The sequence below is a fragment of the Kribbella sp. DT2 genome (genome assembly GCF_049844575.1).
In the GTDB taxonomy this organism is placed as follows: domain Bacteria; phylum Actinomycetota; class Actinomycetes; order Propionibacteriales; family Kribbellaceae; genus Kribbella.
In genome coordinates this window covers 23,391-50,342 of the sequence record NZ_JBNCLH010000007.1, presented here as the reverse complement: position 1 = coordinate 50,342, position 26,952 = coordinate 23,391, and the positions used below count along the sequence as shown (strand labels likewise).

The 26,952-nt window shown below is 69.7% G+C and carries 24 protein-coding genes; 11 read left to right on the top strand and 13 right to left on the bottom strand.

From position 1 onward, the window contains the following. Together ACLQ2O_RS27785 and hemW are read right to left on the bottom strand one after the other, a co-directional pair. Nucleotides 1-1,335, bottom strand: a complete 1,335-nt coding sequence (locus ACLQ2O_RS27785; protein WP_425836653.1) for an ABC transporter substrate-binding protein — start codon at nucleotides 1,333-1,335, stop codon at nucleotides 1-3. A gap of 237 nt (nucleotides 1,336-1,572) precedes the next feature. After that, nucleotides 1,573-2,775 carry a radical SAM family heme chaperone HemW gene (gene hemW / locus ACLQ2O_RS27780; protein ID WP_425836651.1) on the bottom strand — a complete coding sequence of 401 codons (1,203 nt, stop codon included), beginning with the start codon at nucleotides 2,773-2,775 and terminating at the stop codon, nucleotides 1,573-1,575. A gap of 84 nt (nucleotides 2,776-2,859) precedes the next feature. Between hemW and ACLQ2O_RS27775 the strand changes: the two genes are divergently transcribed. After that, nucleotides 2,860-4,869: an MDR family MFS transporter gene (locus ACLQ2O_RS27775; protein ID WP_425836648.1), complete on the top strand. Its 2,010-nt coding sequence runs from the start codon at nucleotides 2,860-2,862 to the stop codon at nucleotides 4,867-4,869. Nucleotides 4,870-4,913: 44 nt separating this feature from the next. Here the strand turns inward: ACLQ2O_RS27775 and ACLQ2O_RS27770 are convergent, their stop codons facing one another. Continuing rightward, on the bottom strand, nucleotides 4,914-7,016 hold the full coding sequence (locus ACLQ2O_RS27770; RefSeq protein WP_425836646.1) for a transglycosylase domain-containing protein: 2,103 nt from the start codon (nucleotides 7,014-7,016) through the stop codon (nucleotides 4,914-4,916). 149 nt (nucleotides 7,017-7,165) lie between these two features. Between ACLQ2O_RS27770 and ACLQ2O_RS27765 the strand changes: the two genes are divergently transcribed. Both ACLQ2O_RS27765 and ACLQ2O_RS27760 read left to right on the top strand, forming a co-directional pair. Continuing rightward, nucleotides 7,166-7,987 (top strand): PHP domain-containing protein, encoded by an 822-nt coding sequence (locus ACLQ2O_RS27765; RefSeq protein ID WP_425836643.1) that lies wholly within the window; start codon nucleotides 7,166-7,168, stop codon nucleotides 7,985-7,987. A gap of 52 nt (nucleotides 7,988-8,039) precedes the next feature. Next, complete coding sequence (locus ACLQ2O_RS27760) at nucleotides 8,040-8,597, top strand: dihydrofolate reductase family protein (RefSeq protein WP_425836640.1); 558 nt, start codon at nucleotides 8,040-8,042, stop codon at nucleotides 8,595-8,597. Between the two features lie 71 nt (nucleotides 8,598-8,668). On the opposite strand, the gene ACLQ2O_RS27755 is transcribed toward ACLQ2O_RS27760, so the two are convergent. Beyond that, complete coding sequence (locus ACLQ2O_RS27755; RefSeq protein WP_425836637.1) at nucleotides 8,669-10,504, bottom strand: AMP-dependent synthetase/ligase; 1,836 nt, start codon at nucleotides 10,502-10,504, stop codon at nucleotides 8,669-8,671. 118 nt (nucleotides 10,505-10,622) lie between these two features. After that, complete coding sequence (locus ACLQ2O_RS27750) at nucleotides 10,623-10,880, bottom strand: helix-turn-helix domain-containing protein (protein ID WP_425836634.1); 258 nt, start codon at nucleotides 10,878-10,880, stop codon at nucleotides 10,623-10,625. Nucleotides 10,881-11,022: 142 nt separating this feature from the next. Between ACLQ2O_RS27750 and ACLQ2O_RS27745 the strand changes: the two genes are divergently transcribed. Continuing rightward, the gene (locus ACLQ2O_RS27745; RefSeq protein WP_425836631.1) at nucleotides 11,023-11,232 is read left to right on the top strand and encodes a hypothetical protein; all 210 of its coding nucleotides are present in this window, start codon (nucleotides 11,023-11,025) and stop codon (nucleotides 11,230-11,232) included. 92 nt (nucleotides 11,233-11,324) lie between these two features. Here the strand turns inward: ACLQ2O_RS27745 and ACLQ2O_RS27740 are convergent, their stop codons facing one another. After that, entirely contained in the window at nucleotides 11,325-12,350 is a 1,026-nt protein-coding gene (locus ACLQ2O_RS27740) for an aspartate-semialdehyde dehydrogenase (RefSeq protein WP_425836628.1), read from the bottom strand. A 132-nt stretch (nucleotides 12,351-12,482) separates the two neighbouring features. On the opposite strand from ACLQ2O_RS27740, the gene add reads away from it, so the two are divergent. Further along, a complete protein-coding gene (gene add, locus ACLQ2O_RS27735) occupies nucleotides 12,483-13,430 on the top strand; it encodes an adenosine deaminase (RefSeq protein ID WP_425836625.1) in 948 nt (315 codons plus the stop codon). A gap of 115 nt (nucleotides 13,431-13,545) precedes the next feature. On the opposite strand, the gene ACLQ2O_RS27730 is transcribed toward add, so the two are convergent. Then, nucleotides 13,546-13,731: a tautomerase family protein gene (locus ACLQ2O_RS27730; RefSeq protein WP_145808799.1), complete on the bottom strand. Its 186-nt coding sequence runs from the start codon at nucleotides 13,729-13,731 to the stop codon at nucleotides 13,546-13,548. A gap of 49 nt (nucleotides 13,732-13,780) precedes the next feature. After that, on the bottom strand, nucleotides 13,781-15,301 hold the full coding sequence (locus ACLQ2O_RS27725; protein WP_425836622.1) for a sodium:solute symporter family protein: 1,521 nt from the start codon (nucleotides 15,299-15,301) through the stop codon (nucleotides 13,781-13,783). 103 nt (nucleotides 15,302-15,404) lie between these two features. Here ACLQ2O_RS27725 and kduI point away from each other — a divergent pair, with 103 nt between their 5' ends. From kduI to ACLQ2O_RS27710, 3 genes are read left to right on the top strand one after another with little or no spacing between them, the layout of a single operon-like run. Continuing rightward, nucleotides 15,405-16,235, top strand: a complete 831-nt coding sequence (gene kduI, locus ACLQ2O_RS27720) for a 5-dehydro-4-deoxy-D-glucuronate isomerase (RefSeq protein WP_425836619.1) — start codon at nucleotides 15,405-15,407, stop codon at nucleotides 16,233-16,235. Beyond that, entirely contained in the window at nucleotides 16,232-16,987 is a 756-nt protein-coding gene (locus tag ACLQ2O_RS27715; protein WP_425836616.1) for an SDR family oxidoreductase, read from the top strand. Before kduI ends, ACLQ2O_RS27715 begins: the two co-directional genes overlap by 4 nt. Nucleotides 16,988-17,030: 43 nt before the next feature. Beyond that, nucleotides 17,031-17,795: an IclR family transcriptional regulator gene (locus ACLQ2O_RS27710; protein ID WP_425836614.1), complete on the top strand. Its 765-nt coding sequence runs from the start codon at nucleotides 17,031-17,033 to the stop codon at nucleotides 17,793-17,795. On the opposite strand, the gene ACLQ2O_RS27705 is transcribed toward ACLQ2O_RS27710, so the two are convergent. From ACLQ2O_RS27705 to lepA, 5 genes are all read right to left on the bottom strand, one after another. After that, nucleotides 17,792-19,282, bottom strand: coding sequence for a carboxylesterase/lipase family protein (locus ACLQ2O_RS27705; RefSeq protein WP_425836611.1), 1,491 nt, complete (start codon nucleotides 19,280-19,282; stop codon nucleotides 17,792-17,794). The two genes, ACLQ2O_RS27710 and ACLQ2O_RS27705, sit on opposite strands and share 4 nt — an antisense overlap. Before the next feature lie 30 nt (nucleotides 19,283-19,312). Beyond that, nucleotides 19,313-20,530, bottom strand: coding sequence for an MFS transporter (locus tag ACLQ2O_RS27700; RefSeq protein ID WP_425836608.1), 1,218 nt, complete (start codon nucleotides 20,528-20,530; stop codon nucleotides 19,313-19,315). A gap of 5 nt (nucleotides 20,531-20,535) precedes the next feature. Next, nucleotides 20,536-21,198, bottom strand: a complete 663-nt coding sequence (locus tag ACLQ2O_RS27695; RefSeq protein WP_425836605.1) for an MOSC domain-containing protein — start codon at nucleotides 21,196-21,198, stop codon at nucleotides 20,536-20,538. A gap of 64 nt (nucleotides 21,199-21,262) precedes the next feature. Then, nucleotides 21,263-22,177 carry an aminoglycoside phosphotransferase family protein gene (locus tag ACLQ2O_RS27690; protein WP_425836603.1) on the bottom strand — a complete coding sequence of 305 codons (915 nt, stop codon included), beginning with the start codon at nucleotides 22,175-22,177 and terminating at the stop codon, nucleotides 21,263-21,265. Further along, nucleotides 22,178-24,064, bottom strand: coding sequence for a translation elongation factor 4 (gene lepA, locus ACLQ2O_RS27685; RefSeq protein ID WP_425836600.1), 1,887 nt, complete (start codon nucleotides 24,062-24,064; stop codon nucleotides 22,178-22,180). It lies immediately after the preceding gene. A gap of 148 nt (nucleotides 24,065-24,212) precedes the next feature. Between lepA and ACLQ2O_RS27680 the strand changes: the two genes are divergently transcribed. The 3 genes from ACLQ2O_RS27680 to ACLQ2O_RS27670 all read left to right on the top strand — a co-directional run bounded on the left by ACLQ2O_RS27680 (nucleotide 24,213) and on the right by ACLQ2O_RS27670 (nucleotide 26,944). Further along, the gene (locus tag ACLQ2O_RS27680) at nucleotides 24,213-24,749 is read left to right on the top strand and encodes an RNA polymerase sigma factor (RefSeq protein WP_425836597.1); all 537 of its coding nucleotides are present in this window, start codon (nucleotides 24,213-24,215) and stop codon (nucleotides 24,747-24,749) included. Continuing rightward, nucleotides 24,746-25,963: a hypothetical protein gene (locus ACLQ2O_RS27675; protein WP_425836594.1), complete on the top strand. Its 1,218-nt coding sequence runs from the start codon at nucleotides 24,746-24,748 to the stop codon at nucleotides 25,961-25,963. Before ACLQ2O_RS27680 ends, ACLQ2O_RS27675 begins: the two co-directional genes overlap by 4 nt. 81 nt (nucleotides 25,964-26,044) lie before the next feature. After that, complete coding sequence (locus ACLQ2O_RS27670) at nucleotides 26,045-26,944, top strand: phosphotransferase family protein (protein WP_425836591.1); 900 nt, start codon at nucleotides 26,045-26,047, stop codon at nucleotides 26,942-26,944. The last annotated feature ends 8 nt before the right edge of the window (nucleotides 26,945-26,952 follow it).

The window sequence follows — 26,952 nt, the reverse complement described above, 5'->3', positions numbered from 1 at the left end:
CTAGTTGCCGGCCCGGGTGCTGGCGGCCTTGTCGGCTTCTCTCAGCGCCTGCTTCCACGCGGCGGACGGCTTCTGCTTGCCCTGATCGACGCGCTCGAGCGCCTGGGAGAACACCTGGTTGATCTCACCGTCGCGCGGGCCCTTGTGCTGCTTGAGGATCACGCTGTTCGCCCGGTTGATGAAGATCTGCCCGACCGGAGCGTTGTTGAAGTACGCGTTGACCTGCGACTTCACCTGCTCGGCGTCGTAGGCGTCGACCGTCGACGGGAACGACCCGACCTTCTTGAACACCTTGATCTGCTGCTCCGGCGCGGTCAGCCAGGCGGCCAGCTTCGCGGCCTCCTGCGGCTGCGTCGACTGGGTCGGCACGGTCAGGTACGAGCCGCCCCAGTTCCCACCCCCGCCGGGGAACACGTCGGCCACATCCCACTTGCCCTTGCCGAACGACCCCGCGTTGTCGGAGATCACCCCGAGCAGCCATCCCGGGCAGGCCATTGTGGCGAACGCGTCGGTCCGGAACGCCTTGGTCCACGCGTCGCTCCAGGTCGGCAGCTTCGCCGACAACCCGTCCTCGCTGCCCGCGACGATCTGGCTCCACGTCCGGTGCAGCAGTTCGTTGTCCTCGCCCAGGTAGCGGTCCTGGTTGGAGTAGTAGGCCTCGATCAGTTGGTTGCGCATGGCATCCCAGGTCAGGGCCGCCGAGTCGTACCAGGCCGAGCTCGGCATCTTCGCCTTGAACTTGCGCCCGTAGGAGAAGTACGACGACCAGTCGGGGAACAGCTTCGCGACCTCGGCCCGGTCAGTCGGCAGCCCGGCCTTGGCGAACAGGTCGCGCCGGTAGCAGATCGCCTCCGGCCCGATGTCGGTGCCGTACCCGATGATCTTGCCGCCCGGCGCGGTCGCCCCCGCGACCTTCCAGTCCAGCCAGCGCTTCGACAGGTCGCCGGCGCCGAAGTCGCGCAGGTCGACGAACTTGTCCGCCTTGGCCAGGTACTTGTAGATCCAGCTGACCTCCATCGCCTCGATGTCGGCCATCCCGGACCCGGAGGCCAGGTTGGCCTCCAGGTTCTTGATGTGCTCGTCGACGGTCTCGGCGTGGCGTTCGGTGATCTTGACGTTCGGGTGCGCGGCCTCGTACTCGCGGTACAGGTCGCCGTACCCGAACTCGTTGAAGGTCGCGATGGTCAGCTCGACGCGGGCGCCGTCGTCGGCGCTGTCGCGGGACGCGGTGCCGGGCTGATCGTTGTTCCCGCCGCAGGCGCCGACCAGCAGGGTGAGGCTGCAGGCGAGCACGGCGGCAGTACTGCGGGGGCGGAGGCGGGCCTTGGGCCGCATGTGAGTTGCTCCCTGTGATTCGGACGGGTTGAGAGCGCTCCCCTTTCGGAAAGTTTCCTGAGTTTCGAGCGTTTCAACCGGATGTGTCAAGGACCACACCGTCACGCTGAGATACCGGAACACCTTGGTCAGTACATACCTGACCGATTGGTCACCGTCAGCACCACGCCGATGACCGTGTGCTCCGTAACCTGGGAGTTTGGTGACTTGTCCGGACTTTTGGACCAGGATCCGGGCTCAGGGCAACAGGTCGCGGACCACCGCGTCGGCCAGCAGGCGACCACGCCGCGTGAGCACCAGACGATCGTCGACGCTGTCGACCAGGCCGTCCAGACCTGGCAGCGCGGCGCGTCCCTCGGCGTCCAGCACGCCGACCGGAAGGCCGGCCCGGAGCCGGATCTCGAGCAGGACGCGTTCGACCCGGCGGGTCTCGTCGTCGAGGATCTCCCGCGCGTACGCCGGGCTCTCGCCGGCCGCGATCCGTTCGGCGTACGCGCTCGGGTGCTTGACGTTCCACCAGCGGACGCCGCCGGCGTGGCTGTGCGCACCCGGGCCGATGCCCCACCAGGTGTCGCCGCGCCAGTAGAGCTCGTTGTGCCGGCAGCGGGCGCCGTCGGCCTTCGCCCAGTTCGACACCTCGTACCAGTTGAGCCCGGCGGCGGTGAGCAGGTCGTCGGCCAGCACGTACTTGTCGGCCAGGTCGTCGTCGTCCGGCATCGGGAGTTCACCGCGGCGGACCCGGCGGGCGAGCTGGGTGCCGTCCTCGACGATCAGGGCGTAGGCGCTGACGTGGTCGGGCTCCGCGGACAGGGCCGACTCCAGCGACGTACGCCAGTCGTCGAGCGTCTCGCCCGGCGTACCGTAGATCAGGTCGAGATTGACGTGCCGGAAACCGGCGGCGGTCGCTTCCTTCACGGCGTCCAGGGCCCGGCCCGGCGTGTGCCGGCGGTCGAGGATCCGCAGCACGTGCGAGGCGGCGCTCTGCATGCCGAAGCTGACCCGGGTGAACCCGGCCTCGAGCAGCTCCTCGAGGTACCGCTGGTCGACGGACTCGGGGTTGGCCTCGGTGGTCACCTCGGCGTCCGGCGCGAGACCGAACTCGTCCCGGACGGCCTTCAGCATCGCGCCGAGATCCTTGGCCGGCAGCAGCGTCGGCGTACCGCCGCCGAAGAACACGGTGTCGACCGGTTTGCCGTGCGGCAGCACCCGGCGCGCGAGCCGGACCTCCTGCACCGCGGTCTCGGCGTACGACGCCTGCGAAGCACCGCCGCCGAGCTCCTTGGCGGTGTAGGTGTTGAAGTCGCAGTAGCCGCAGCGGGAGGCGCAGAACGGGACGTGCAGGTAGAACCCGAACGGCCTGGTTGCGGACTCGGCGACGGCGGCATCCGGCAGCGACCCGTCCCGGGGCGCGACCTCTCCCTCAGGCAGTGTCGACGGCACACCCCCATGCTACGGACCCGGTTTGCAACTCGTTTGCGGCGGTTCTGTGGTCGCTGTGAGTGGGCGGGTCGCTACATTCAGCTCATGGACACCGAGGCACAGCCGGTCGGACGCGGCACCCGGAACGCGGTCGTGGTCGCGATCATGCTCGGAATGCTGCTCGCGGCGCTGGACCAGACGATCGTGGCGACCGCGCTGCCGACCATCACCAGCGACCTGGGCGGCGCGAACCACCTGTCCTGGGTGGTCACGACGTACCTGCTCGCCCAGACCATCATGACCGCGCTGGTCGGCAAGTTCGGTGACCTGTACGGGCGCAAACGGATGTTCCTGATCAGCGTCGTGCTGTTCCTGGCCGGCTCGTGCCTGTGCGGCCTGGCCGACTCGATGCAGTGGCTGATCGGCGCGCGGGCGCTGCAGGGTCTCGGCGCCGGCGGCCTGCTGGTCACCTCGACCGCGGTGATCGCGGACGTCGTACCGCTGAGCGAACGCGGCAAGTACCAGGGCGCCATCGGCTCGGTCTTCGGCGTCTCGACGGTCGCCGGCCCGCTGCTCGGCGGGCTGTTCGTCGACCAGCTCAGCTGGCGCTGGGCGTTCTACGTGAACATTCCGCTCGGCATCGTCGTCCTGATCGTCGCCTCCTTCACGCTGCCGTCGGTGAAGGCCGCGGTCCGGCCGAAGATCGACTACCTCGGCATCCTGCTGATCGGGCTCGCCGCGACCGGGCTGACCCTGGTCACGACCTGGGGCGGCAACGAGTACGACTGGACGTCGCCGGTGATCCTGGCGATGGCGGTCGGCGCGGTGATCGCGCTGGTGCTGTTCGTCCTGGTCGAGCAGCGGGCGGCCGAGCCGTTGCTGCCGATGCGACTGTTCCGGTCCGGGGTGTTCACGGTCTGCTCGATCCTGAGCTTCATCATCGGGTTCGCGATGCTCGGCGGGGTCACCTTCCTGCCGACGTACCTGCAGTACGTGCACGGCGCCTCCGCGACCGACTCCGGCCTGCAGATGCTCCCGCTGATGGCGGGCCTGCTGATCGCGTCGATCGGCGTCGGGCAGGTGATCAGCAAGAGCGGACGGTACCGGCCGTTCCCGATCATCGGGACGCTGCTGATCGCGGGCGGCCTCTACCTGTTGTCCCTGATGGCCAACGACACGTCGTACTGGACGACGGCCGGGTTCATGCTCGTCCTCGGGCTGGGCGTCGGCCTGTGCATGCCGGTGCCCGTGGTCGTCGTGCAGAGCACCGTCGACTACAAGGACCTCGGCGTCGCGACCTCCGGCGTCAGTTTCCTGCGCACGATGGGCAGCTCCTTCGGCGTCGCCGTCTTCGGCTCGATCTACGCCTCCGAAGTGCCCGAGAAGCTCGCCGGTGCCGTGCCCGCGGGGATCGACCCGCGGCTGGCCACGACCGTCGAGGGCGTTCGCTCCCTGCCCGCGGCGGCGCGTGAGCCCGTCACCGCCGCGTACGCCGACGCGCTGCACGTCGTCTTCCTGACCGCCGTACCGGTCGCCCTGCTCGGGTTCGTGGTCGCGTTGTTCCTGAAGCAGGTCCCCCTGCGCGACACCGCCCGGATGGCGGCCGGCGGCAACTCGGGCGTCGGCGAGAGCTTCGCCGCTCCGTCGTCGTTCGACTCCGAGCACGAGCTGCAGAAGCTCGTCGCGCTGATCGTGCAGAACCACAAGCGCAGCCCGGCCCCCGAGGTGCTCGCGGAGTCCGGCATTCCGCTGAACATCGCGCAGGCCTGGATGATCATGCGCGTCTTCCGCGGCGGCGCCGAGCACGGCTCCGCCACCCTCGTCGAGATCGCGGGCGACCTGAAGGTCCCACCGGCCGTCTTCGAACCCCTCGCCGCCCAGCTCGTCGCCGACGGCTACCTGTCGGAGGTCCTCGGCCACTACCGCTTCACGCAACCCGGCCTGGAGATGTTCCAGCGCTTCATCGGCGCCTACCGCCGCTGGCTGCTGGCCCGCCTGGACGACTGGGAGACCACCGAGGACTTCTCCCTGGCCATCGACAAGATCGCCGAACAGATGCTCGACCGGGGCCACTCGCTCACCACGGGGAAGCACGCGGCGCTGACCAACGTGTGATCCGGCCAGGTGCGGGCGACGGCGACTCGACCGCCGGCGCTCCCCTAGCGGGTTCGCTCGTTGCCTCGGCCGCGGTTGTCGTCGTCGTTGTCCGCGGGCTTCTTCTCGTTCGGCTTCTTCTGGTCGCTGCCGACGACCTTGGCGGTCGGGGGTGTGAAGCGGCGCAGCGGCAGACCGGGGAGGGCTTTCTGCATCGCGGTCTTCCACAGCGGGCCGGCGGTGCCGGAGCCGGTGGGGTCGGCGATGTCGCGGCCGTCGAGGGTGTGGCCGTACATCAGGTTCGTGTACGGCAGGTTCGCGTCCGCGACCACCGAGGCGGCGGCGAGGTTCGGGGCGTAGCCGGCGTACCAGACCGCACGGTTGTCCTGGATCGTTCCGGTCTTGCCGGCCAGGTCCCAGTTGCCGAAGTTGAGCCGGCCGCCGGTGCCGCCGGGTTCCATCACGGCGCTGAGCACCCGGTTGACGCCGTCGGCGACCTGCGGCGAGATCGCCTGCCGGCAGGTCGCGCCGGGAGTGCTGATCGGCTTGCCCGCGGTGTCCCGGATCGAGGTCACCAGGACCGGCGTGCAGTACTTGCCGCGCGCCGCGAACGTCGCGTACGCGTTCGACAGCATCAGCGGCGTCGTGTAGCCGACGCCTAGCGTGAAGGACACCACCTGGGCGAGCGGCCCGAGGCTCTGGGCGTTGTACATCCCGAGCTTGGCCGCGATCGTCGCCGGCGCGCACAGCCCGGTCCGCTGGGACAGCTGCAGGAAGTAGGTGTTCGTCGAGTACCTGGCCGCCTCGAGCATCGTCAGGTCGCCGCTCTTGGTCGAGTTCTGCGGCTGATACTCCTTGTCCCGGGTCCACCCCTTGCAGGTCCGGAACCGCGTCTGCCTCAGATCGATCTGCTGCGGCGAGTTGATCCGGTAGTTCAGCGGGATCCCCTGCGAGATCGCCGCCGCGATCGTGAACGCCTTCATCGTCGAGCCGTTCTGGAACCCGCCGTACCCGCCGGCGTACGACTTCTCGACGTTGTAGTTGTACGCCGTCTCGTACTTGCCGTTGCCGTACGGCTTGCTCTGCACCATCGCCTTCACCACGCCGGTGCCCGGCTCGACCACGGTGATCGCGGCGACGGCGGTGTCCCGCGGCTTGGTGTGCTCGTTGATCGACGCCTGCGCGGCCGCCTGGATCCGCGGGTCCAGGGACGTCTTCACCGACAGCCCGCCGGTCTTCAGGTAGTGGTCCCGCTCCTTGGTGGTCGCACCGAGCGCCGGGTTCTGGAGCAGCTTCGACACGACGTACTCGCAGTAGAACGGGTAGCGCGACCCGGCGCAGCCGTTCGGGACCTTCTGGATCCTGGTCAGGTCGACCACCGGGGTCTTGAGCGCGGCGTCGGTCTGCTGGGCGGTGATCAGGTTCAGTTCCTGCATGCGGCGCAGCACCACGTCACGCCGGTCCCGCGCGCGCTTCAGGTTGTTCGTCGGGTCGTAGCCGGTCGGGTTCTTCACCAGCCCGGCCAGCAGTGCCGCCTGGGGCAGGGTCAGCTTGGCCGCCGAGGTCCGGAAGTAGTGCTGAGCGGCAGCCTCTACGCCGTACGTGCCGTCGCCGAAGTTCGCCAGGTTCAGGTAGCGCTCCAGGATCTCGTCCTTGGAGACCTCCTCCTCGAGCGAGATCGCGTACCGCAGCTCGGTCAGCTTGCGCTCGTACGTCACCGCGGTCGCCGCCTCCCGCTCCTCGGCGGTCCGCGCCTTGTCGATCAGGCTCAGCTTCACGTACTGCTGCGTGATGCTCGACCCGCCCTGCTGCACCTCGCCCCCGGTCTGGTTGCGCACCAGCGCCCGCAGCGTGCCCTTCGCGTCGAGCGCGCCGTGGGAGTAGAACCGCGAGTCCTCGATCGCGACGATCGCCTGCCGCATCACCGGGTGGATCTGCGCGAGCGTGACCGGCACCCGGTTCTGCTCGAACAGCGTCGCGATCAGGCTCCCGTCCGCCGCGAGGATCCTGCTCCGGATCTGCAACGGCGCGGTCCGCAATTCCTGCGGGAGACTCTCGACGGTCTCCGACACCTTCTGGGTGCCCAGGTCGACCAGCCCGGTCAACGGGATCACCAACCCGGCCGCGAGCGCGCCCGACAGCACGCTCACGCCGATGAACTTGTTCAACGACCGAACGATGTTGCGACCGCCCCTGCCGGTTGCGTCCACCCTTCTACGGTAAGGCAGATCGCCGTCGCGCCGCGCGTTTCGTAAGCAACCTGTGAGGTTCCAATTTCGTTGCCCTCGGCAATCTGCGCTTCCGGGACAATGGATCCATGGAGCTGCCGGCCGATGGTCACGTCCATACCGAGCACTCCTGGGACGCCGACCAGGGCGCCATGGACGCCACCTGCGCCCGGGCCGTCGCCCTCGGCCTGCCGGTCGTCGCGTTCACCGAGCACGTCGACTTCACACCGTTCCGGGCCGGGTTCCTGGCTCCGAAGTTCCCGGACTTGGTCACCGGCGGGGTTTTGCACGCCCCGCCGCTGGACGTCGCCGGCTACTTCGAGTCCATCGGCCGCTGCCGCTCGGCGTACCCCGAGCTCCAGATCCTCACCGGCCTGGAGGTCGGCCAGCCCCACCTGCACACCGCCGAGGTCGCCTCGCTGCTCGCCCAAGGCAGCTTCGACCGAGTGATCGGCTCGCTCCACTGCCTCCCCGACCGCGACGGGACCATGGCCGAGCCGTGGGAACTCTTCCCGCACCACCCCGCTCCCGAGATCTTCCGCGAATACCTCGTGGAACTCCCCCGCATGATCGCCGCCTCGGACGCCTTCAACGTCCTGGGCCACATCGACTATCCCGTCCGCTCGTGGCCCGGCCCCTTCGACCCCGTCGACTTCGAAGACGAACTACGGGCCGCCCTCACCGCCCTCGCAGCCACCGACCGGGCCCTGGAGCTCAACACCCGCCTCCCCCTCGACCCCCTCATCCTCCGCTGGTGGCACGAGTCAGGCGGCGAGTTCCTCACCTTCGGCAGCGACGCCCACCTCCCCGAGGCCCTCGCCACGGGCTTGGCGGAAGCAGCAACCGACGCCTCAGCCCACGGCTTCGCGCCGGGCAAGTCACCCGCCGATCCCTGGCGGCGCTTCCGTTGAGCGCGGACCGCTGTCAGGCTGGCGTGCCAGCACACGCACTCGGAGGGGACGCATGGGCAAGCTCATCTACTCGATGATCACCTCGCTCGACGGGTACGCCGAGGCGGCGGAGGGGGATCTTGGGCGCGGGGCCGAGGACGAGGAGGTGCACACCTTCATCGGGGACCTCTTCCGGCCTGTTCGGACGTTCCTCTACGGGCGGCGCATGTACGAGACGATGGTTTTCTGGGAGACCGCGCACGCGGAGCCCGACGCGCCGCCGCACATCGTCCAGTACGCCCGCGACTGGCAGGCCGGGGAGAAGATCGTGTACTCGACGACGCTGGAGTCGGTCTCGAGCGATAGGACGAGGATCGAGCGGGCCTTCGACCCCGAGGCGGTCCGGACGCTGAAGGCCGAGTCCGAGCACGACCTCTCCGTCGACGGCCCGAACCTCGCCGCCCAGGCGATCGCGGCCGGGCTGGTGGACGAGTACCACCTGTTCATCACCACCAGCGTGGTCGGTGGAGGCAAGCGGTTCTTCCCGGACGGCGTACGCCTCGACCTCGACCTGGTCGAGGAACGCGCGTTCGCGAGCGGGCTGGTCTACGCGCGGTACCGCGCCCGCTAGGCACCGGAGCGAGCGCCGGCGAGCGGAGGGGCCCGCGTGGGGGAACTCCCTCCGTTCGCCGGCGAAGACGGCTAGCTGTACATCTTGTCCAGCAGGTCGCCGTACTGGGTTTCGACGTGTTTGCGCTTGAGCTTCAGGCTGGGGGTCATCTCGCCGCCTTCGACCGTGAGGTCGCGGTCGAGGATGGTGAACTTCTTGATGGTTTCCCAGCGGTTGAGGCCGGCGTTGAGCTCGTCGACGTAGCCCTGGACCATCGTGCGGGCCGCGTCGGAGCTCGCGATGTCGGCGTACGACTTGCCGGCCAGGCCGTTGGCGTCGGCCCAGGCGACGATGGCGTCGGGGTCGAGGGTGACCAGGGCGCTGACGAAGTTGCGCTGGCTGCCGTGGACGAGGAACTGGCTGGCGTACGGGCAGATCATCTTGAACCGGCCCTCGATCACCTGCGGGGCGACGTACTTGCCGCCGGAGGTCTTGAACAGGTCCTTCTTGCGGTCGGTGATGAAGAGGAACTCGTCCTCGAAGTGCCCGATGTCACCGCTGTGGAACCAGCCGTCGCCGTCGATCACCTCGGCGGTCTGGTCGGGCAGATTGTGGTAGCCGCTCATCACCAGCGGGCCCTTGATCAGGATCTCGCCGTCCTCGGCGATCTTGAACTCGGCTGCCGGGAACACCGGCCCGACGCTGCCGAGCCGGTAGTTCTCCGGCCGGTTCAGCGTCGCCCCGGCCGCGGTCTCGGACAGTCCGTAGCCCTCGAGGATCAGCAGCCCGGCCGCGTGGAACCACTCGGCGAGCTTCTTGTCGAGCGCCGCCGACCCGGACACGAAGAACCGGATCCGCCCGCCGAACCGCGCACGGATCTTCGACAGCACCAGCTTGTCGGCCAGTGAGTACTTCGCCGCCAGTACGCCGCTGGGCTCCTTGCCGGCCTGCCGCAGCTTGGACACCTCGGCCCCGACGCCGAAGGCCCAGTGAAACAGCTTGAGCTTGGCTCCCCCGTCGGCCTCCATCATCGTGACGATCCGCCCGTGCGCCTTCTCGAAGACGCGCGGCGCGGCGGCCATGAACGTCGGCTGGACGACCGCGGCGTTCTCGACGATCTTGTCGACCCGGCCGTCGATGGCGGTGGCGAAACCGATCTGGAACTGTACGGCGAGCAGCACCTGCCCGAAGACGTGCGACAGCGGCAGCCACAGGTACTGCAGGTCGTCCGGGCTGAGCACCCGGATCCCTTCGACGGCGGCACCTTCGTACGTCCACACCGAGTGCGGCAGCCGCACGCCCTTCGGCCGGCCGGTCGTGCCGGAGGTGTAGACGAGCGTGCACAGGTGCTCGGGCTTGATCTGCGCGACCCGTTCGTCGATCGCCGACGGGTGCTCGTCGAGGTACCGCGCGCCGAGCTCGTCGAGCGCGGCGACGCTGATCACCCAGTCGCCGTCCTGCGCGTCGGGTTCGCCGTCGATCAGCACGATCTTGTGCACCGACGGGATCTCGGCCTTGTGCTCCCGCAGCTTGTCGACCTGGCTGGCGTCCTCGGCGAAGACGACCTGTACGTCGGCGTCGGCCACGATGTAGGCGACGTCGGCGGCCATCGTGGTCGGGTAGATCGTGGTGGTCGCGGCGGCGGTGACGACGGCGGCCAGGTAGCACTGGACCCATTCGAGCCGGGTGTTCGCGGCGACGGCGACGCGCTGCTCGGGTTCGACGCCGAGGGCGATCAGGCCCGCGCCGCGCCGGCGTACGAGCTCGTCGGTCTGCTGCCAGGTCACGGAGGCCCAGCCGGCGTCGGCAGGGTGCCGGAACGCCTCCCGTTGCGGCGTGGCTGCCACCCGGTCGAGAAACATCTGAGCGAGGTGCTCCTTGCGGGAGCTGAGCAGCGCGAGCTGCGGACCGTCGGCAACGGGCTTCATTCTGGCCTCCCAGGGGTCAGGTAAACCGGAGAGTAATGGCTGCGGCGCACGCTGGCCATGCCGCTCGCCCAGCCACCGGCCCCAGGTCCATCACGTTTCCGCAACGCCCGTACGACGCTCAGGCGGGGGTGACGCCCAGTGCTTCGAAGACCTCGGAGGGTGCACCCCGCAGCAGCTCGGGCAGCGTGAGTTTCAGCGCGCCGCAGAGCGCGACCGCGTCGGCCACGGTGATCCGGCGGGTGCCGCCTTCGAGCGAGGACACGGTGGGCCGCGACCAGCCGATCTCGTCGGCGAGGTCCTCCTGGCGCAGCCGGAGGCGGGCGCGGGCTGCGCGCACGTTGCCCGCGATCAGGGCGTCCAGCTCCTCCGGCTTCATCTTCCGCAGTCTGCATCAGCGGAAAGCCTGGCGTCATACCCTATTTTCAAGCGACACGCAAGGTAATCAGGCGCAGTGAATCTAGTCAGGGCACTGTGTTAGTTTTTCCGTCGTCAGGTCAGAAAATCCGACGGAGTGTCTGATGGTCGAGATCGTCGAGGGACAGCGGGTGGTTTCGGGCGACTACGGCCGCGGAACGGTCGCCGCGGTGTTCGGCGGCGAGGTCCAGGTGCTGTGGGACTCCCCGCTGCTGGAGGGTACGACGACCCGCCTGTTCACCCACGACCGCGCGTTCGTCGAGCGCCTGGCCCGGCTCCGCACCGACGAGGAGGGCCGCGAGGTCCCCGCCTAGACGCACCGGGCAGTCCACATGCACGTGCATCGCCCGGTGTACAGCAGCCCCGCTCCCGGCGTACGACGGGGGCGGGGCTGTCATCGGTGCGGTCAGCGCTGCTGCAGGAGCTCCGCGATCTGGACCGCGTTCAGCGCGGCGCCCTTGCGCAGGTTGTCGTTGGAGACGAACAGAACCAGCCCCCGCCCGTCCGGCACCGACTGGTCCTGGCGGATGCGGCCCACGTACGACGGGTCCTGGCCGGCCGCGGCCAGCGGCGTCGGGATGTCAGCCAGCTCGACGCCCGGGGCGACCGCCAGCAGCTCGGTCGCGCGCTCGGGCGTGATCGGCTCGGCGAACTCGGCGTGGATGCTCAGCGAGTGCCCGGTGAAGACCGGGACGCGCACGCAGGTGCCGGCGACCGGGAGGTCGGGCAGGTGTAGGATCTTGCGACTCTCGTTGCGGAGCTTCTGCTCCTCGTCGGTCTCACCGGAGCCGTCGGCAACGATCGAGCCGGCCAGCGGGAGCACGTTGAACGCGATCGGACCGGCGTACACGTTCGGCTGCGGCAGGGTCACTCCTCGAGCCCCACGAGCCAACCGCTCGGCGCCGTCGACGAGGCCGGCCGTCTGGTCGGCCAACTCGCGTACGCCGACGCCGCCGGAGCCCGACACCGCCTGGTACGTCGAGACGACGAGCCGGGTCAGCCGCGCCGCGCGGTGCAGCGGCGCGAGGACCGGCATCGCGGCCATCGTGGTGCAGTTCGGGTTCGCGACGATGCCCTTCGGCAGCACGTCGAGGTCCTCCGGGTTGACCTCGGACACGACCAACGGGACCTCGGGGTCCATCCGCCAGCCCGACGAGTTGTCGACCACGATCGCGCCGGCCGCGGCGACCTTCGGAGCGAGCTCCTTCGAGGCCGTCTTGCCGTTGGAGAACAGCGCGAGGTCGAGCCCGGTGAAGTCCGCCGTGGCGGAGTCCTCGACGGTGACCTTCGCGTCGCCGTACGGCAGCTCGATGCCCGCGGACCGCGCGGACGCGAAGTACCGGATCTCGTCGATGGGGAAGTTTCGCTCGACCAGCAGCTCCCGCATCACGCCGCCGACCTGACCTGTCGCTCCGAAAACGCCTACTCGCATGAGGAAAAGAATAGGTGGAGGGGTTTGGGGCGGTGCGGGAATTTCAGTATGCGGAGAGGTGGGAGCGGGGAAGACTTGGAGGGGTGGCCGTCGGCCGGGAGGGTGCGGGCGGGCGGTGGCTAAGGTGTGACCGTGACTCGGCTTCCTCTGGTGGATCTGCATCGGCATCTCGAAGGTTCGATCCGGAGCAGCACGGTGCTCGACGTCGCCGAGCGGACCGGCCATGAGCTCGTACGGCGAACCGCGCCGCGGGCGGCATTGGTGGCCGACGACAAGCAAACGGGTCTGCTGCCCTACCTGGACAAGGTGGATCTGGCGATCGGCGTCCTGACCAGCCTGGACGACTGGAACCGGGCCGCGCGGGAGGCCGTGGACGACGCGTTCGACGACGGCCTGGACCTTCTCGAGCTGCGGTTCTGCCCGGGGATCATCGCGCACGAGACCGGCCTCGCGCCCGAGGCGATCATCGACGCGGCGGCGGATGCCGTGACCGAGCAGGCGAAGAAGCGGCGACTGGCGGTCGGCCTGATCGGGATCGTGGTCCGGCATCTCGGGGCCGACTCGGCCGCCGAGCAGATGGCGAGCCTGCTGGCCCGCAAAGACAGGTTCTGCGCGGTCGACCTGGCCGGCGACGAGGCGAACTTCCCGGCGACCCTGTTCGCCGACGCGTTCACCAAGGCACGGGACGCCGGGCTGCACGTGACCATCCACGCCGGCGAGGCGGCGGGGCCCGAGAGTGTCTGGGACGCCGTACGGGAGCTAGGTGCCGAGCGCATCGGGCACGGCGTACGGGCTGCTGAGGATCCTCGGTTGATGGAGTGGCTGGCCGAGCACGGAGTGACGCTGGAGGTGTCGCTCACGAGCAACACGCAGACGGGCGCGGCGCCCAGCTATCGCGAGCATCAGATCCATCGGTTGCTTGCGGCTGGGGTGCCGGTGGCGTTGTGCACGGACAATCCGCGGGCGAGCACTGTGCGGCTGTCGCAGGAGCACCGGACGGCGCTCGCCGAGGTCGGTCTGACTCCGGCGCAGCTCGCCGGTGTGGCCGAGCAGTCGGTCGCCGCCGCGTTCGTGCACTGAAGACGTTCGTGCACTGAAGAACGGCGCGGGTCCCCTGGGGCGGGAGGGGACGCCGGGCCGGTGACGGGCGGCGGCCGGCGAGGGCCGGCCGCCCGAGATCAGATGCAGCCTGGGCTCAGGAGTCGGAGACCAGGACCCCGCCGTTGGCCACGTCGGACTTCTCGATCTCGGTGAAGACGATGCGGACCGCCTCGCGCTTGGCGCCGAGGATGGCGATCGCCGAGTCGGTGACCGCGGCGACGAACTCGCGGCGCTGGTCGAGGGTGCGGCCGGACAGCAGTTCGACGGTGATGTTGGGCATCTGTGGTCTCCTCAGTTGATGTTCTGTTCAGCGGAACATTGTTCCATGGTTAGTCGGCCGCGGCGGCGGCCGCTCGCCTGGCGAGCACGTCGTCGCTGTCGTCGGGATCGGTGTCGAGCGACTCGAGCAGCGCGTCGACGGAGTCGCGGCGCTCGGGCATCAGCAGCCCGAGGCCGACGTACACGACCAGGGAAGTTGCCAGCGGCAACGCGACGACCAGGGTCGTGTCGGTCGACCCGATACCCCACTTGATCACCGCCCAGACGATCAGCCCGATCGCCCACGAGGAGATCGCCGCCCGCGAGCCGCACCGCCGGAACCACGGCAGCAACCCGAGCATCAGCGGGATCGAGATCGGTCCCATCGTCGCGGCCACCAGGTCCACGACGATCTTCAGCACCGTGCCCTGACCGTTGGTGACGATCGCGATCAGCATGCTGAGCGTGACGAAGGTGAACGTGGTGATCCGGGCGAACTTCAGGGTCCCGGCGTCGGACAGCCGGCGCAGCTTCGGCACCAGTACCGGCCCGAGGTCGCGGGTGATCACCGATGAGATCACGTTCGCGTCGGAGGCGACCATCGCCATCGTGTGCGAGAAGAACCCGGCCAGCACCAGACCGATCAGGCCGCTCGGCAGCAGCAGTTGCGCCAGTTCGACGTACGACTGCTCGGGGTTGCCCAGGTTCGGGATCAGCAACGGCGCGGCGCACATCGGGATGAACAGCACCAGCGGCCAGACCAGCCACAGGATCGACGAGAGCAGCGCGGACCGCTTGGCCTCCGAGCCCGACGGCGCGGCCATGTAGCGCTGCGCCAGGTTCCACATGCCGCCGTTGTACTCGAACGTCTTGATGAACAGGAACGCGATCAGGAAGATCGGCGTGTACGGGCCGCTCAGCGCGTCACCGTGTCCCTCGGGCAGCTGGTCCCACATCGTCCACAGCGTCGGTACGCCGTCCAGGTGCCGCAGCACGCCGACGAACATCGCGATCCCGGCCGCGGCCTGGATGACGAACTGCCCGAAGTCGGTGAGCACGTCGGCCCACAGCCCGCCGAGCGTCGCGTAGAGCATCGTGACCACACCGGTCAGCAGGATCCCCCACCGCATCGGTACGCCGGTGAAGCCGTTCAGCAGGACGGCGATCGCGACCCACTTGGACGCGATGTCGACGACCTTCAGCGCGGCACCGGAGTACGCGAGCACCTGCTGGGTCGGCAGGTTGTAGCGCTGGGCAAGGTATTCGAGGGGAGATACAACCCCGTGCTTGGAGCGCAGCCGGTTCCAGCGCGCGGCGAACAGGAACGCGCCGATGCCGACCCCGACGCCGATCGACACCGCCCACCACACGTACACGGTGATGCCGTAGGTGTAGGCGACCGCGGCGAAGGCGACGAACATGACCGCGCTGTAGCCGGACATGTGGTGCGAGATGCCGGACAGCCACCAGGGGATCCGGCCGCCGGTGGTGAAGTAGTCGACCACGGTCTTGATCTTGGTGCGGGACCAGAGCCCGATCAGCACCATCAGCACGAAGTAGCCGGCCAGCACCGTCCAGTCGAGAGCGGTCATGAGCATCCTCCAGGGGGCGGAACTTGGTATCAGGGGGCGGAACTACTACCAAGACGCCCTTTCTACTCTTGACTTGTTGTTCTGTCTAGTAGAACTTAGTTCCATGAATTCGCCTCTCCAGGTCCGTCACGCCACCCATCCCGCCCAGGTGCCCGGGTTCGGCACCCGCGCGCTGCGCGAGCAGTACCTGGTCGACGACCTGTTCACGCCCGACGCGGTCACCGCGGTGCTCACCCACCACGACCGGATCGTGCTGGCCGGCGCCCGCCCGGTCTCCGGCCCGCTCACCCTCGGCACCTGGCCGGAGCTGCGCAGCGAGTACTTCCTCGAGCGCCGCGAGGCCGGCATCGTCAACGTCGGCGGCCCCGGCACGGTGACCGTCGACGGCACCAAGTTCGAGCTGACCACCGGCGCCTGCCTGTACGCCGGGCGCGGCGCCCGCGAGGTCGTCTTCGAGGGCACCGACTCCGCGTTCTACCTGTTCAGCGCGGCCGCGCACACGGCGTACCCGACGACGCTGGTCCAGCCCGGCGAGGGCAACCGGCTCGAGCTCGGCGACCAGCAGACCGCGAACCGGCGCACGATCGATCAGTACATCCACGCCGACGGCGTCCAGAGCTGCCAGATCGTGCTCGGCGTCACCACGCTGCACGCCGGCAGCACCTGGAACACGATGCCCGCGCACACCCACGACCGCCGGACCGAGTGCTACCTGTACTTCGGTTTGCCGGCGACCGAGCGGATCGTGCACCTGCTCGGCGAGCCCGACGAGACCCGGCACCTGCTCGTCGCGGACCGTGAGGCGATCATCTCGCCGAGCTGGTCGGTCCACTCCGGCGTCGGCACCTCGTCGTACAGCTTCGTCTGGGCGATGGCCGGGGAGAACCAGGCCTTCGCCGACATGGACGGCGTCGACGTGGCGGAGCTGCGGTGACCTCCTTCTCCCTGGAGGGACGGACCGCCCTGGTGACCGGGGCGCGGCGCGGGATCGGCGCGACGATCGCCGCCGGGTACGCCGCGGCCGGCGCCGACCTGATCCTGCTCGCCCGGGACGCGGCGCTCGAGGACACCCTCGAGGCGATCAAGCAGAACGGCGGCCGCGAGGCAACGGTCGTCACCGCCGATTTCGCCGATCCCGCCGCCGTCGAGAAGGTTGCCTCCGACCTGGCCCGCGAGCGCCGGATCGACGTCCTGGTCAACAACGCGGGCACGATCCGCCGGGCGCCCGCGGCCGCGACGGCAACGCCCGACTGGCAGCACGTGATCGACGTGAACCTGAACTCCACCTGGGCGGTCACCCGCCCGGTCGGCGCGGCGATGGTCGAGCACGGCGCGGGCAAGATCATCACGATCGCCTCGCTGCTCAGCTTCCAGGGCGGCGTCACCGTGCCCGCCTACACTGCGAGCAAGCACGCGGTCGCGGGACTGACCAAGGCGCTGGCCAACGAGTGGGGAGCGGCCGGCGTCCAGGTGAACGCGATCGCGCCGGGGTACATCAGTACCGACAACACGACCGACCTGCGCGCCGACCCGGCGCGCGAGGCGGCCATCCGGGACCGCATCCCGGCCGGTCGCTGGGGCCGGCCGGAGGACCTGGTCGGGGCCGCGGTTTTCCTGGCCTCGGCGGCGTCGGACTACGTGAACGGGCACGTTCTCGCTGTGGACGGTGGCTGGCTCGCGCGATGAGGCCAGTACGGCGTACGGGATCGAGCAGGACGGAGGTGACAGGATGAGCGACATGAGTTCGCCCTCGGCCATCGACAAGACGCTGATGGTGCTCGACGCCGTCCTCGAGCACTCCCGGTTCACCGACGTGGTGACGGCCACCGGGCTGGCCAAGTCGACCGTGCACCGGATCATGGCGTCGCTGGTCGAGCACGAGTTCGTCGCCCAGGCCGAGGACGGTTCGTACCATCCCGGCCCGAAGGCGCTGCGGCTCGCCGGGCACGCGCTGACGAACGTCGACCTCGCGACGGTCGCCCGGCCGGTGCTCGCGGACCTCGTCGCGCAGACCCGCTGCACGGTGCACGTCGGCCTGCTGAACGGCGACGAGGCGATCTACGTCGCGCGCCTGGACGGCCCGAAGCCGTACCGGATGCCGTCGCGGGTGGGCAAGGCGTTCTGGCTGCACTGCACCGGGATCGGCAAGGCGCTGCTCGCCGAGAAGGACGATGAAGCGCTCAACGCGCTGATCACCCGGACCGGACTGCCGGCCCGTACGCCGCTCACGCACACGACCGCAGCCGGATTGAAGGCGGATCTGGCGCAGGTGAAGGCCCGTGGGTACGCGCTGGACGACGAGGAGAACGAGCCGGGCATCCGGTGCGTCGCGGCGGTGATCCACGACCACACCGCGGCGGCGATCGCGGCGGTGAGCATCTCGACGCTGTCGCTGGAGCAGTCGATCGCGCAGGTCGCGCTGATGGCCCCGGCCGCGATCGAGGCGGCCCGGAAGATCTCAGCGGCGCTGGGCTACCTGGAGCCCACGCCCTAACGCCGTCCTGCCCACAGCTCACGGCTGGCCGGGTGGTGATCGGTGACCACCTGGTCGGCGCCGCCGAACTCCCGCTCGACCCGGCGTTCCGGCGTGTACGTCGGCCAGCCCGGATCGCCGGTCCTGGCGAAAGCGACCCAGCTCTCGTGCATCCGGGTCGCGACCTCGGCATCGCCCTGGCCGGCCAGCATTCCGCGCCAGTCGGCATTGTCCAGGTTGTCGAACACGTACGGCAGCTCGAGCCCGTGAGCGGCACCGAGCCGGCCCTCGCGCGCCGGCGACTGCCAGGCGAACCGGTACACGTGCGCCCGGCCGTGCGCCTCGGCCAGCCGGAGCGCCGGGATCCGGTACACGGCGTCGGTCAGCAAGGCGATCATCGCGTCGTAGTCCCGCGCCGGCCCTTCGGCCCACCCTCGGTAGGCCGCGAGATCCTTCCGACCGAGCCCGAACAGTCGACCGAGCACCACCGCCATCAGCCGGGGAACCACGCCCTTGGCAGGCGTGGTGAGGAAGAACAGCCGCGCCTCCTGGGTGTTGTACCCGACCAGTACGTCGACGCCTGAGCCGGCGCCGGCCTCGATCGCCTTGATCGGCAACCGCGGGAGCACCTCGCCGTCGATCACCGGCTCGAACGGCATCAGGTTGGTCGCCACCTCACCCCAGACCCGGCGAAATGGTGCCTTGGGCAACTGTGCGGAGACCTGCGCCTGCGCCGCGACCAGCGCGGCGGAGCTGACCGAAGCGACACCTTCGCGGGTCGCCGGAACGCGCAACGCCTTCGCGAGCCGCCGGCCGACCGTCAGTGCCGCGGCCGGCGAGATCGCGTGGTGGCCCGCGCCGGACTCCAGGATCGCCCGGTGGAACAGTCCTTGGGCGGCCGGCATCGCGAGCAGTGCCCCGATGCTCATCGCGCCCGCCGACTCGCCCATCACCGTGACGTTTCCCGGGTCACCGCCGAGGCTCGCGATGCTGTCCCGCACCCAGGTCAGCGCGGCGACCTGGTCGAGCAGCCCGAGGTTCGGTACGCCGTCACCGAACCAGAGGAAGCCGTCGGCACCCAGCCGGTAGTTGATCGTCACGAACACGACACCGTCGCGCGCGAACGCCGTACCGTCGTACCCGCTGAGCGCGTTGGACCCACTGGTGAAGGAGCCGCCGTGGACGAACACCACGACCGGCGCGGAGCCCGCCGGGTCGGGCGTCCAGACGTTCGCGTGGAGGTAGTCGTCGCCGGGCACGGCGACGTTCGGCAGCAGATCGGCCAGCGGGCCGGACGCGGCCGCCTGCGGAGCAGTGGGTCCGGGCGATCGGGCGTCCCGGACGTCGGTCCACGGGCTCGCGGGGGCCGGCGAGCGGAACCGGAGCTCACCGACCGGCGGCGCGGCGTACGGGACGGCCCGGAAGACCGCGCCGTACTGCGTCGTCTCGCCACGAATCGGACCGGCGGGCGTGCTGACCACGAGATCGGTGCGCTCGGTCGATGCCATCGAACCATCGTGGCACGACCCTCGCCCCGCCTAGGTGCTCGAACCGCCCAACTGACCGACCGGCCGGCGAGCCGCCGCCCAGCGCACGACCGGGACGAACAGCACCCCGATCACGGCGAACCAGACGCCGAGAATGATCCAGCCGGGGACGCCCAGTCCGAGCGGTAGCAGCGCGAGCACAGTCGGCGCGACCATCGTGCTGATCGACATGCTGGTCCCCCACACGCCCTGGTACTGGCCCTGCGCCTGGTCCGACGCCAGGTCGAAACCGAGCAGGAACGAGCCGGACGACTGCAGCAGCTCGCCGATCACCTGGACGAACGCGCCGACCGCGAGCAGCGCGACAGCGACGACGGCTCCACCACCGGAGGCGGCCGCGAACAGCGCCATCGATGCCAGCAGCAACCATCCCGCCGTCCGGGTGGCGCGGGCCGCCGACGTCGGGTCCTGGATGCCGCGGCTGGAGCGGACCTGGAACAGCGCGACGACGATCGTGTTGATGATCAGCAGCAGCGCGACCGTCCAGCGCGGCGCCTCGGTGTGCTCGACCACCCAGAGCGGGATCGCGATGTCGAGCACGGCGTAGTGGATCGACATGCCGGCGTTCAGCGCGGCGACGGCCAGGTACCCGCGGTCGCGCAGCGCGATCCAGACCGGGCCTTCGGCGGTCTTCGGCTGCGGAGCGACTCGCGGGATGCCGAGGATGACGAACGCCGAGGCGCAGGTCAGCACCGAGTCGATGACGAACATCAGCTGGTACGCCGTACGGGTGTCGAAGTGCAGGGCGAGCGCGCCGATCGCGGCGCCGGCCATGATGCCGATGTTCGTGATCGCGCGCAGGTAGGCGCGGGCGGCGACGCGGCCGGCCGAGCCCTGCGTGACGGCGGCGATCAACGCGGCGCGGACGGCGCCGGCGCCGCGGTCGAGGATCGTGACGACGGTCGCGACGACGAGGAACTGCCAGAACGTGTCGACCAGGAGGTAGGCGAGCGACAGGACCGCGACCGCGCTGCCGAGGATGACGAACAGCCCGCGCGGGCCGCGCCGGTCGGCCAGGTGCCCGAGCGGTACGGCGGACAGCAGGCCGAACAGCCCGGCGATCGTGAGCCCGAGCCCGACCTGGGCGATCGAGAGGCCGACGATGCGGGTGAAGTAGAGCACGCTGACCGTCATCAGCAGGCCGTTGCCGACCCGGCTGAGCAGGGTCGCCAGCGCCAGCGGCCGCAAGGGTCCTGGCTCGGGGATCACGCCCTTCACTGAGTGGAGCTCGGGGTGGAGCCTGGCTTGGACACCGGCCGTGCGGCGACCCGCTCGGCGATCTCCCGGCACTCGACCATCAGGTCGACGCCCGAGTCGAGCATCCCCTGCATCTTGGCACTGTCCTGCGCCTCGAACATCACCCCGACCGTCACCTCGTGCTCGGGCCGGCTCACCACCGTCATCTCGTCACCGGCCGCGATCGTGCCCGTCCTCAGCACCTTGAAGTACAGCCCCGGCCTCTGAGCTTGGTGGAACCACTTCACCCAGCCCGGGATCCCCATCCGGTGCTGGAACGTGATGCACGGGATCCGCGGCGCCCGCACCTGCACCTCGACCTCGTCCCCGATCCGCCACACCTCGCCGATCAGCGCGTTGGTCAGGTCGATCCCTTCGGTCCGCAGGTTCTCCCCGAACAACCCCGACGGGATCTCCCGCCCGAGCTGCTCGCTCCACCACCGGGCGTCCTCCTCGGAGTACGCGTAGACGGCCTGGTCTAGCCCGCCGTGGTTCTCGACGTCGCACACCGAGTCCCCCGCCAGCCCGAGCTCCCCCACTCGAACCCGTCCACCCTGCGGCCGCTTGTCGATCGCCGTCCACCCGGTCCGCTTGGGACCAGGGATCAGCTCTTCCACCACGTTCACCGTCAACAGCCGCATACCGGCATCCTCCCCCGCCGGGCCCGGACGCTCCACCGAGTTTCCAGGGCGTGCCAGCCACGCCCTAGTCCTGGATGGCCTTCACGATCGCGATGTTGCGGGTCAGCCAGTCCTGCGGCAGGGACTCGTCGGCGCCGGCGTCCTTCAGGGTCCACAGCACGTTGAGCATCTGGCGGACGATCACCCAGTCGCGGGCGCGTTCCTCGTCCAGCCCGGCGGCATCGATCGCCGTGTAGAAGCGGGACCGGACCCGGAAGCGGATGTCGCCGGAGGCAACGACCTCGTCCCAGCGGTTCCACAGCAGCGGCGGCACCTCGTAGCAGGGGTCGCCGGACAGGGGTTTGGGGTCGATCACCAGCCAGGGTTCGCGGTCGCCGGCCAGCACGTTCTCGTAGTGCAGGTCGCTGTGGATCAGCCGGCCGTCGGTCGCGGCGTCCGCCGCGAGGTCGGTACCGAGCGAGAGCGCCTGCTCGACGTACCGGCGTGGGACCGGCGCCGACGCGGGCAGCGCACGGAGCTCCTCCATCCACCGCTTCAGCTCACCCGACAACGGCCGGTACTGCGGACCGGCCGCGACATGCAGCTTCGAGTACGCCGTACCGATGATCTCGCAGGCTTCCCGGTCGTCGACCGTCGTCAGGTCACGCGGCTGCAGCCGCTCGAGCAGCAACGCGAACCGTCGCGGATCCGCCCGCAGCAACCGCACCGCCGCCCGGCCGCCCCAGGCCTGCAGCGCGAGGTGCTCGGTCTCGGCCTCCCAGTGCGGGAACTGCACCTTCAGCACCGCGGCCTCACCGGCCCGCGTCAGCACCGGTACGACGATCGCGCATTCCCCGTGCCACGCGGAGCCGTCGACCGTCAGCTCCCACTCGCCGAGCAGGTCGTCGATCAGCCGCGGCAGCCGGTCCAGGAACGCGCGCCAGTCCGGCCCGCGGGACCCGACGACCAGGAACCCCGCGGGGATCTCGATCGCCGGCACCTACTTCTTGGCCTTCTCGGAGGGCTCGTTCGTCTTCAGCGCCGCGATGAAGGCCTCCTGCGGGACCTCGACCCGGCCGACCATCTTCATCCGCTTCTTGCCTTCCTTCTGCTTCTCCAGCAGCTTGCGCTTACGGGTGATGTCACCGCCGTAGCACTTGGCGAGCACGTCCTTGCGGATCGCCCGGATCGACTCCCGGGCGATGATCCGGGACCCGATCGCGGCCTGGATCGGGACCTCGAACTGCTGGCGGGGAATCAGCTCCTTGAGCTTGCCGGCCAGCGAGACGCCGTACGCGTAGGCGTTGTCGCGGTGCACGATCGCGGAGAACGCGTCGACGGTCTCTCCCTGCAGCAGGATGTCGACCTTGACCAGGTCGGCCGCCAGCTCGCCGGTGGGCTCGTAGTCCAGCGACGCGTAGCCCTTGGTCTTCGACTTCAGCTGGTCGAAGAAGTCGAAGATGATCTCGGCCAGCGGCAGCGTGTAGCGCAGCTCGACGCGGTCCTCCGACAGGTACTCCATCCCGAGCAGGCTGCCCCGCTTGGTCTGGCACAGGTCCATGATCGTGCCGATGAAGTCCTTCGGGCTCAGGATCGTCGCCCGCACCATCGGCTCGTAGATGTCCGCGATCTTGCCCTCGGGGAACTCGCTCGGGTTGGTGACGACGTGCTCCTTGCCGTCCTCCATGTCGACCCGGTAGACGACGTTCGGCGCGGTCGAGATCAGGTCCAGGTCGAACTCGCGCTCGAGCCGCTCGCGGACGATCTCCATGTGCAGCAGGCCGAGGAAGCCGCAGCGGAACCCGAAGCCGAGCGCGCCCGAGCTCTCCGGCTCGTAGCTCAACGCCGCATCGTTGAGCTGCAGCCGCTCGAGGGCGTCACGCAGCGTCGGGTAGTCGTCACCGTCGATCGGGAACAGACCGGAGTACACCATCGGCTGCGGGTGCTTGTAGCCCCCGAGCGCCTCGGTCGCACCGCGGATGGCAGCCGTGACGGTGTCACCGACCCGGGACTGACGGACGTCCTTCACGCCGGTGATCAGGTAGCCGACCTCGCCGACACCGATGCTCGGCGACTTCACCGGATCGGGCGAGATCACCCCGACCTCGAGCATCTCGTGCACCGCGCCCGACGACATCATCTTGATCTTGTCGCGGTGGCTCAGCTCGCCGTCGACCACCCGGACGTAGGTGACCACGCCGCGGTAGGTGTCGTACACGGAGTCGAAGATCAGCGCCCGCGGCGGCGCGTCCTTGACGCCCTTGGGCGGCTCGACCTGCGCGACGATCTCGCTGAGCAGCTCCTCGACGCCCTGGCCGGTCTTGGCCGAGACCCGCAGGACGTCGGACTCCTTGCAGCCGATGATGTGCGCCAGCTCGGCGGCGTACTTCTCCGGCATCGCGCCCGGCAGGTCGATCTTGTTCAGCACCGGGATGATGTGCAGGTCCGCGTTCAGCGCCAGGTACAGGTTGGCCAGCGTCTGCGCCTCGATCCCCTGCGCCGCGTCGACCAGCAGCACCGCGCCCTCGCACGCCTCCAGCGACCGCGACACCTCGTAGGTGAAGTCGACGTGGCCGGGGGTGTCGATCATGTTCAAGATGTACGTCGTACCGTCGTCGGCGAGCAGGCCACCAGGGCTGTCCGGCTTCGGCGCGTACGGCAGGCGGACCGCCTGCGACTTGATCGTGATGCCGCGCTCGCGCTCGATGTCCATCCGGTCCAGGTACTGCGCCCGCATCTGCCGGCCGTCGACGACACCGGTGATCTGCAGCATCCGGTCGGCCAGCGTCGACTTGCCGTGGTCGATGTGGGCGATGATGCAGAAGTTCCGGATCAGCGACGGGTCGGTGCGACCCGGCTGCGGAACGGTCGTGGGTCCAACGGGCACGGAGGGATCCAGTTCGTCTGAGGATTTCGTCTGAGGATGGAGACAGGACAACGCCTCCATCTTCCCATGACACGCCAGCCGTTTCCGCATCGAAGCGTCCGGCCGTGCAACAAACGGTGTGGACCGGTGTCTCTCTACCGTGACCAACATGACGCTGGGCCTGGGCCGATCCCCCGCTCACCCACCACCAGTCGCGGAGCGTGAGGCAGCGATCACCCTCCTCTACCGGGAGCAGTGGGCCGGGATGGTCCGGCTCGCGCTGCTGATGCTGGGCGACCGCGCCTCGGCCGAGGACGCCGTACAGGAGTCGTTCGCGGCCGTGTACCGGCGCTGGGACAAGATCAAGGACGGCACCCGGGTCGAGGCGTACCTGCGGTCGGCGGTGCTGAACACCAGCCGCTCGGTGCTGCGCCGCCGCAAGCTCGCCGTACTGCACCGGCAGCCCGTCGATCCGCCCGTCTGGTCCGCCGAGAGCCAGGCGATGCTCGGCGAGGACCGGCGCGAGGTGCTGGCCGCGCTGGCGACCCTGCCGACCCGGCGGCGAGAGGTGCTGGTGATGCGTTTCTACCTGCACCTGTCCGACGCCGAGATCGCCCGGACGCTCGGCATCACCGAGGTCTCCGTCCGTTCCACCACCTCCCGGGCGCTGAAGTCCCTGGGCTCGAAGCTGCAGGAGGACCGATGAATCTCGACCAGCGTCTGACCGATGCCCTCGACGCCGCCGCCCGGACCGTCCCGGGCGACGCCGTACCGCCGCCGGCTCCTGTTCAGCCTGTACGGCGTACGCGGCCGGTCCTCGTGATCGCCCTCGCGGCGGCGGCCGTGGTCGCGGCGGTCGCCGTACCGGTGGTCGTCTCCAGGAACAGCGCTCAGGTCAGCGCGGGCACCTGCGCCACGCCGCCGGCCGTCGAGCCGTTGACCTTCCCGCAGCAGAACGGGACCAAGCCGGCGACCCCGGAACTGGACAAGCTGCCCTTCGGTGAAGCTCCACGGGTCCCCTTCACGATGGCGCCGAACCGCGAAGGGTCGGGCGGCTACCTGGAGGACCTGGGGGTTCGCGTCCCGGTCGAGAAGGGCTTCACGTATTTCAGCCTGGGCCGGGTCGACTGCGGCTGGATCGTCGCTCGGTCGCGCTACGGCCCCGGCGGCGAGCTGGTGATGGGGCGGCTGGACACGTCGGGGGCGTACAGCTCGTTCGGTCTGGTCCTCGGCGACGGGATGAGCGTGTCCCCGGACCGCTCCGAGGTCGCTTTCGTCGCGCCCACCGAGGGCGGTCAGGCCCGGGTCACCGTCCGGAAGGTTGCCACCGGCAAGGAGACGGCATCGTGGCCGACCGACCCGGAGGCCGAGGTGCTGGGCTGGAACGGAGACGGGATCTGGTTCATGCCGCGGGGTGAACGCAGCCAGACCCGGGTCTGGAAGCCGGGCTCGGAGCCCTTGCCGGTGGACACCGAGGGGCGCCGGCTGACGGCGTACCGGACGACCGATCGGATCCTGCTCAGTGAACCGGCGCAGGCCGGCGAGGACGGTCAAGGACCGGGACCCTGCGTGCGGGTGGCCGAGCTGGACGGCACACGGCTGAAGACTCTGCGGGAGCAGTGCGGCAGCAGCGGCGCGGCGCTGTCTCCGGACGGGAAGATCCTGGTGGCCGAGGGAGCCGCGGTCGGGGCAGTGGTGGTGGACACCGGGGCCAGGACGCGCCTGAACCTGTCGCCGCGGCTGTTCCACGCCGCCTATCCGGGCATCTGGGAGGACGACATCCATCTCCTCGGCCAGATGGGACTGGGAACGGACCGCGACGTGCTGCTGAGGTGCGACGTCGTCAGCGGAATGTGCGAGCGCATCAAGGACGGCCCTCGGCAGACCTCCCCGGCCGGACCCGACCTCGGGCGTCCCTGAGGTCTCCACCGGCCGGATCGTTGTCCGGCCGGTGGAAAACCGGCCGCCAGTGGCTGGACCGACCATCTACCCTCAGTAGGCATGGCGCACGCACTGGGGACCCGCTTGGCCTACGAACAGGCTCCTGCCCGCGTGCGCGCCTGGGTGGAGCGCTCGCTCGGCGCCTCGGTCGTCACGGCGTCCACGCAGCTGGGTGGCTTCTCGCCGGGCGTCGCGGCCCGGTTGGTGACGGCGTCGGGACGGCGGGCGTTCGTCAAGGCGGTCGGCCCCGAGCTCAACCCGGGGACCCCCGCCCTGATCCGCAACGAGATCACCGCCATGCAGGCGATCGGCCCGCTGCCGCAGACACCCGGCCTGTACGGCGTGTACGACGACGGCGACTGGGTCGGGATCCTGCTGGAGGACATCTCCGGCTACGTGCCGCCGCACCCCTGGCACCAGCACGACGCCTCCCGGGTGCTCGACGCGCTGGCCGAGCTGTCCGAGTCGCTGGACCCGGCGCCCTGGGCCGAGGCACCGGTCGCTGCTGAGCGCAGCCAGGGGTTCCTGAGCCGGTGGGAGAAGGTGATCGCCGACGGCGTCGCCGTACCGGACTGGGCGGCCGGGCGCGAGCAGGAGCTCGCCGAGCTGGCCCGGACCGGGCGGGACGAGCTGTCGAAGGGCAGCGCCCTCGCGCACTGGGACCTGCGGGCCGACAACCTCCTGCTCACCGAGGACCGAGTCGTCTTCGTCGACTGGGCCCACGCCTCGATCGCACCGGTCTGGACGGACACGGTCATCCTCTGCGGCGACATGTACGAGTCGGTGGATCTGCCGGACCTGCCGGACGAGCCGGGGGTGAACGGTCTGATCGCCGGGCTCTGCGCTGGCTACCTGTGGGGCAGCACGCAGCCACCACAGCCGAGCATCCCGACCATGCGGGCCTGGCAGTACGCGACCGCCCAGGTGCACTTCGACTGGTTGCGCGAACGACTCGGCTGACGTCATGC

Excerpts from the sequence above, each read along its gene's own strand:
- ACLQ2O_RS27730 (WP_145808799.1), bottom strand. The coding sequence starts at position 13,731 with ATGCCCAACATCACCGTCGAACTGCTGTCCGGCCGCACCCTCGACCAG.
- ACLQ2O_RS27750 (WP_425836634.1), bottom strand. The coding sequence starts at position 10,880 with ATGAAGCCGGAGGAGCTGGACGCCCTGATCGCGGGCAACGTGCGCGCA.
- ACLQ2O_RS27675 (WP_425836594.1), top strand. The coding sequence starts at position 24,746 with ATGAATCTCGACCAGCGTCTGACCGATGCCCTCGACGCCGCCGCCCGG.
- kduI (WP_425836619.1), top strand. The coding sequence starts at position 15,405 with ATGAATTCGCCTCTCCAGGTCCGTCACGCCACCCATCCCGCCCAGGTG.
- ACLQ2O_RS27760 (WP_425836640.1), top strand. The coding sequence starts at position 8,040 with ATGGGCAAGCTCATCTACTCGATGATCACCTCGCTCGACGGGTACGCC.
- ACLQ2O_RS27695 (WP_425836605.1), bottom strand. The coding sequence starts at position 21,198 with ATGCGGCTGTTGACGGTGAACGTGGTGGAAGAGCTGATCCCTGGTCCC.
- ACLQ2O_RS27785 (WP_425836653.1), bottom strand. The coding sequence starts at position 1,335 with ATGCGGCCCAAGGCCCGCCTCCGCCCCCGCAGTACTGCCGCCGTGCTC.
- ACLQ2O_RS27680 (WP_425836597.1), top strand. The coding sequence starts at position 24,213 with ATGACGCTGGGCCTGGGCCGATCCCCCGCTCACCCACCACCAGTCGCG.
- ACLQ2O_RS27740 (WP_425836628.1), bottom strand. The coding sequence starts at position 12,350 with ATGCGAGTAGGCGTTTTCGGAGCGACAGGTCAGGTCGGCGGCGTGATG.
- ACLQ2O_RS27725 (WP_425836622.1), bottom strand. The coding sequence starts at position 15,301 with ATGACCGCTCTCGACTGGACGGTGCTGGCCGGCTACTTCGTGCTGATG.
- ACLQ2O_RS27670 (WP_425836591.1), top strand. The coding sequence starts at position 26,045 with ATGGCGCACGCACTGGGGACCCGCTTGGCCTACGAACAGGCTCCTGCC.
- ACLQ2O_RS27745 (WP_425836631.1), top strand. The coding sequence starts at position 11,023 with ATGGTCGAGATCGTCGAGGGACAGCGGGTGGTTTCGGGCGACTACGGC.
- ACLQ2O_RS27755 (WP_425836637.1), bottom strand. The coding sequence starts at position 10,504 with ATGAAGCCCGTTGCCGACGGTCCGCAGCTCGCGCTGCTCAGCTCCCGC.
- ACLQ2O_RS27775 (WP_425836648.1), top strand. The coding sequence starts at position 2,860 with ATGGACACCGAGGCACAGCCGGTCGGACGCGGCACCCGGAACGCGGTC.
- ACLQ2O_RS27710 (WP_425836614.1), top strand. The coding sequence starts at position 17,031 with ATGAGCGACATGAGTTCGCCCTCGGCCATCGACAAGACGCTGATGGTG.
- ACLQ2O_RS27705 (WP_425836611.1), bottom strand. The coding sequence starts at position 19,282 with ATGGCATCGACCGAGCGCACCGATCTCGTGGTCAGCACGCCCGCCGGT.
- ACLQ2O_RS27765 (WP_425836643.1), top strand. The coding sequence starts at position 7,166 with ATGGAGCTGCCGGCCGATGGTCACGTCCATACCGAGCACTCCTGGGAC.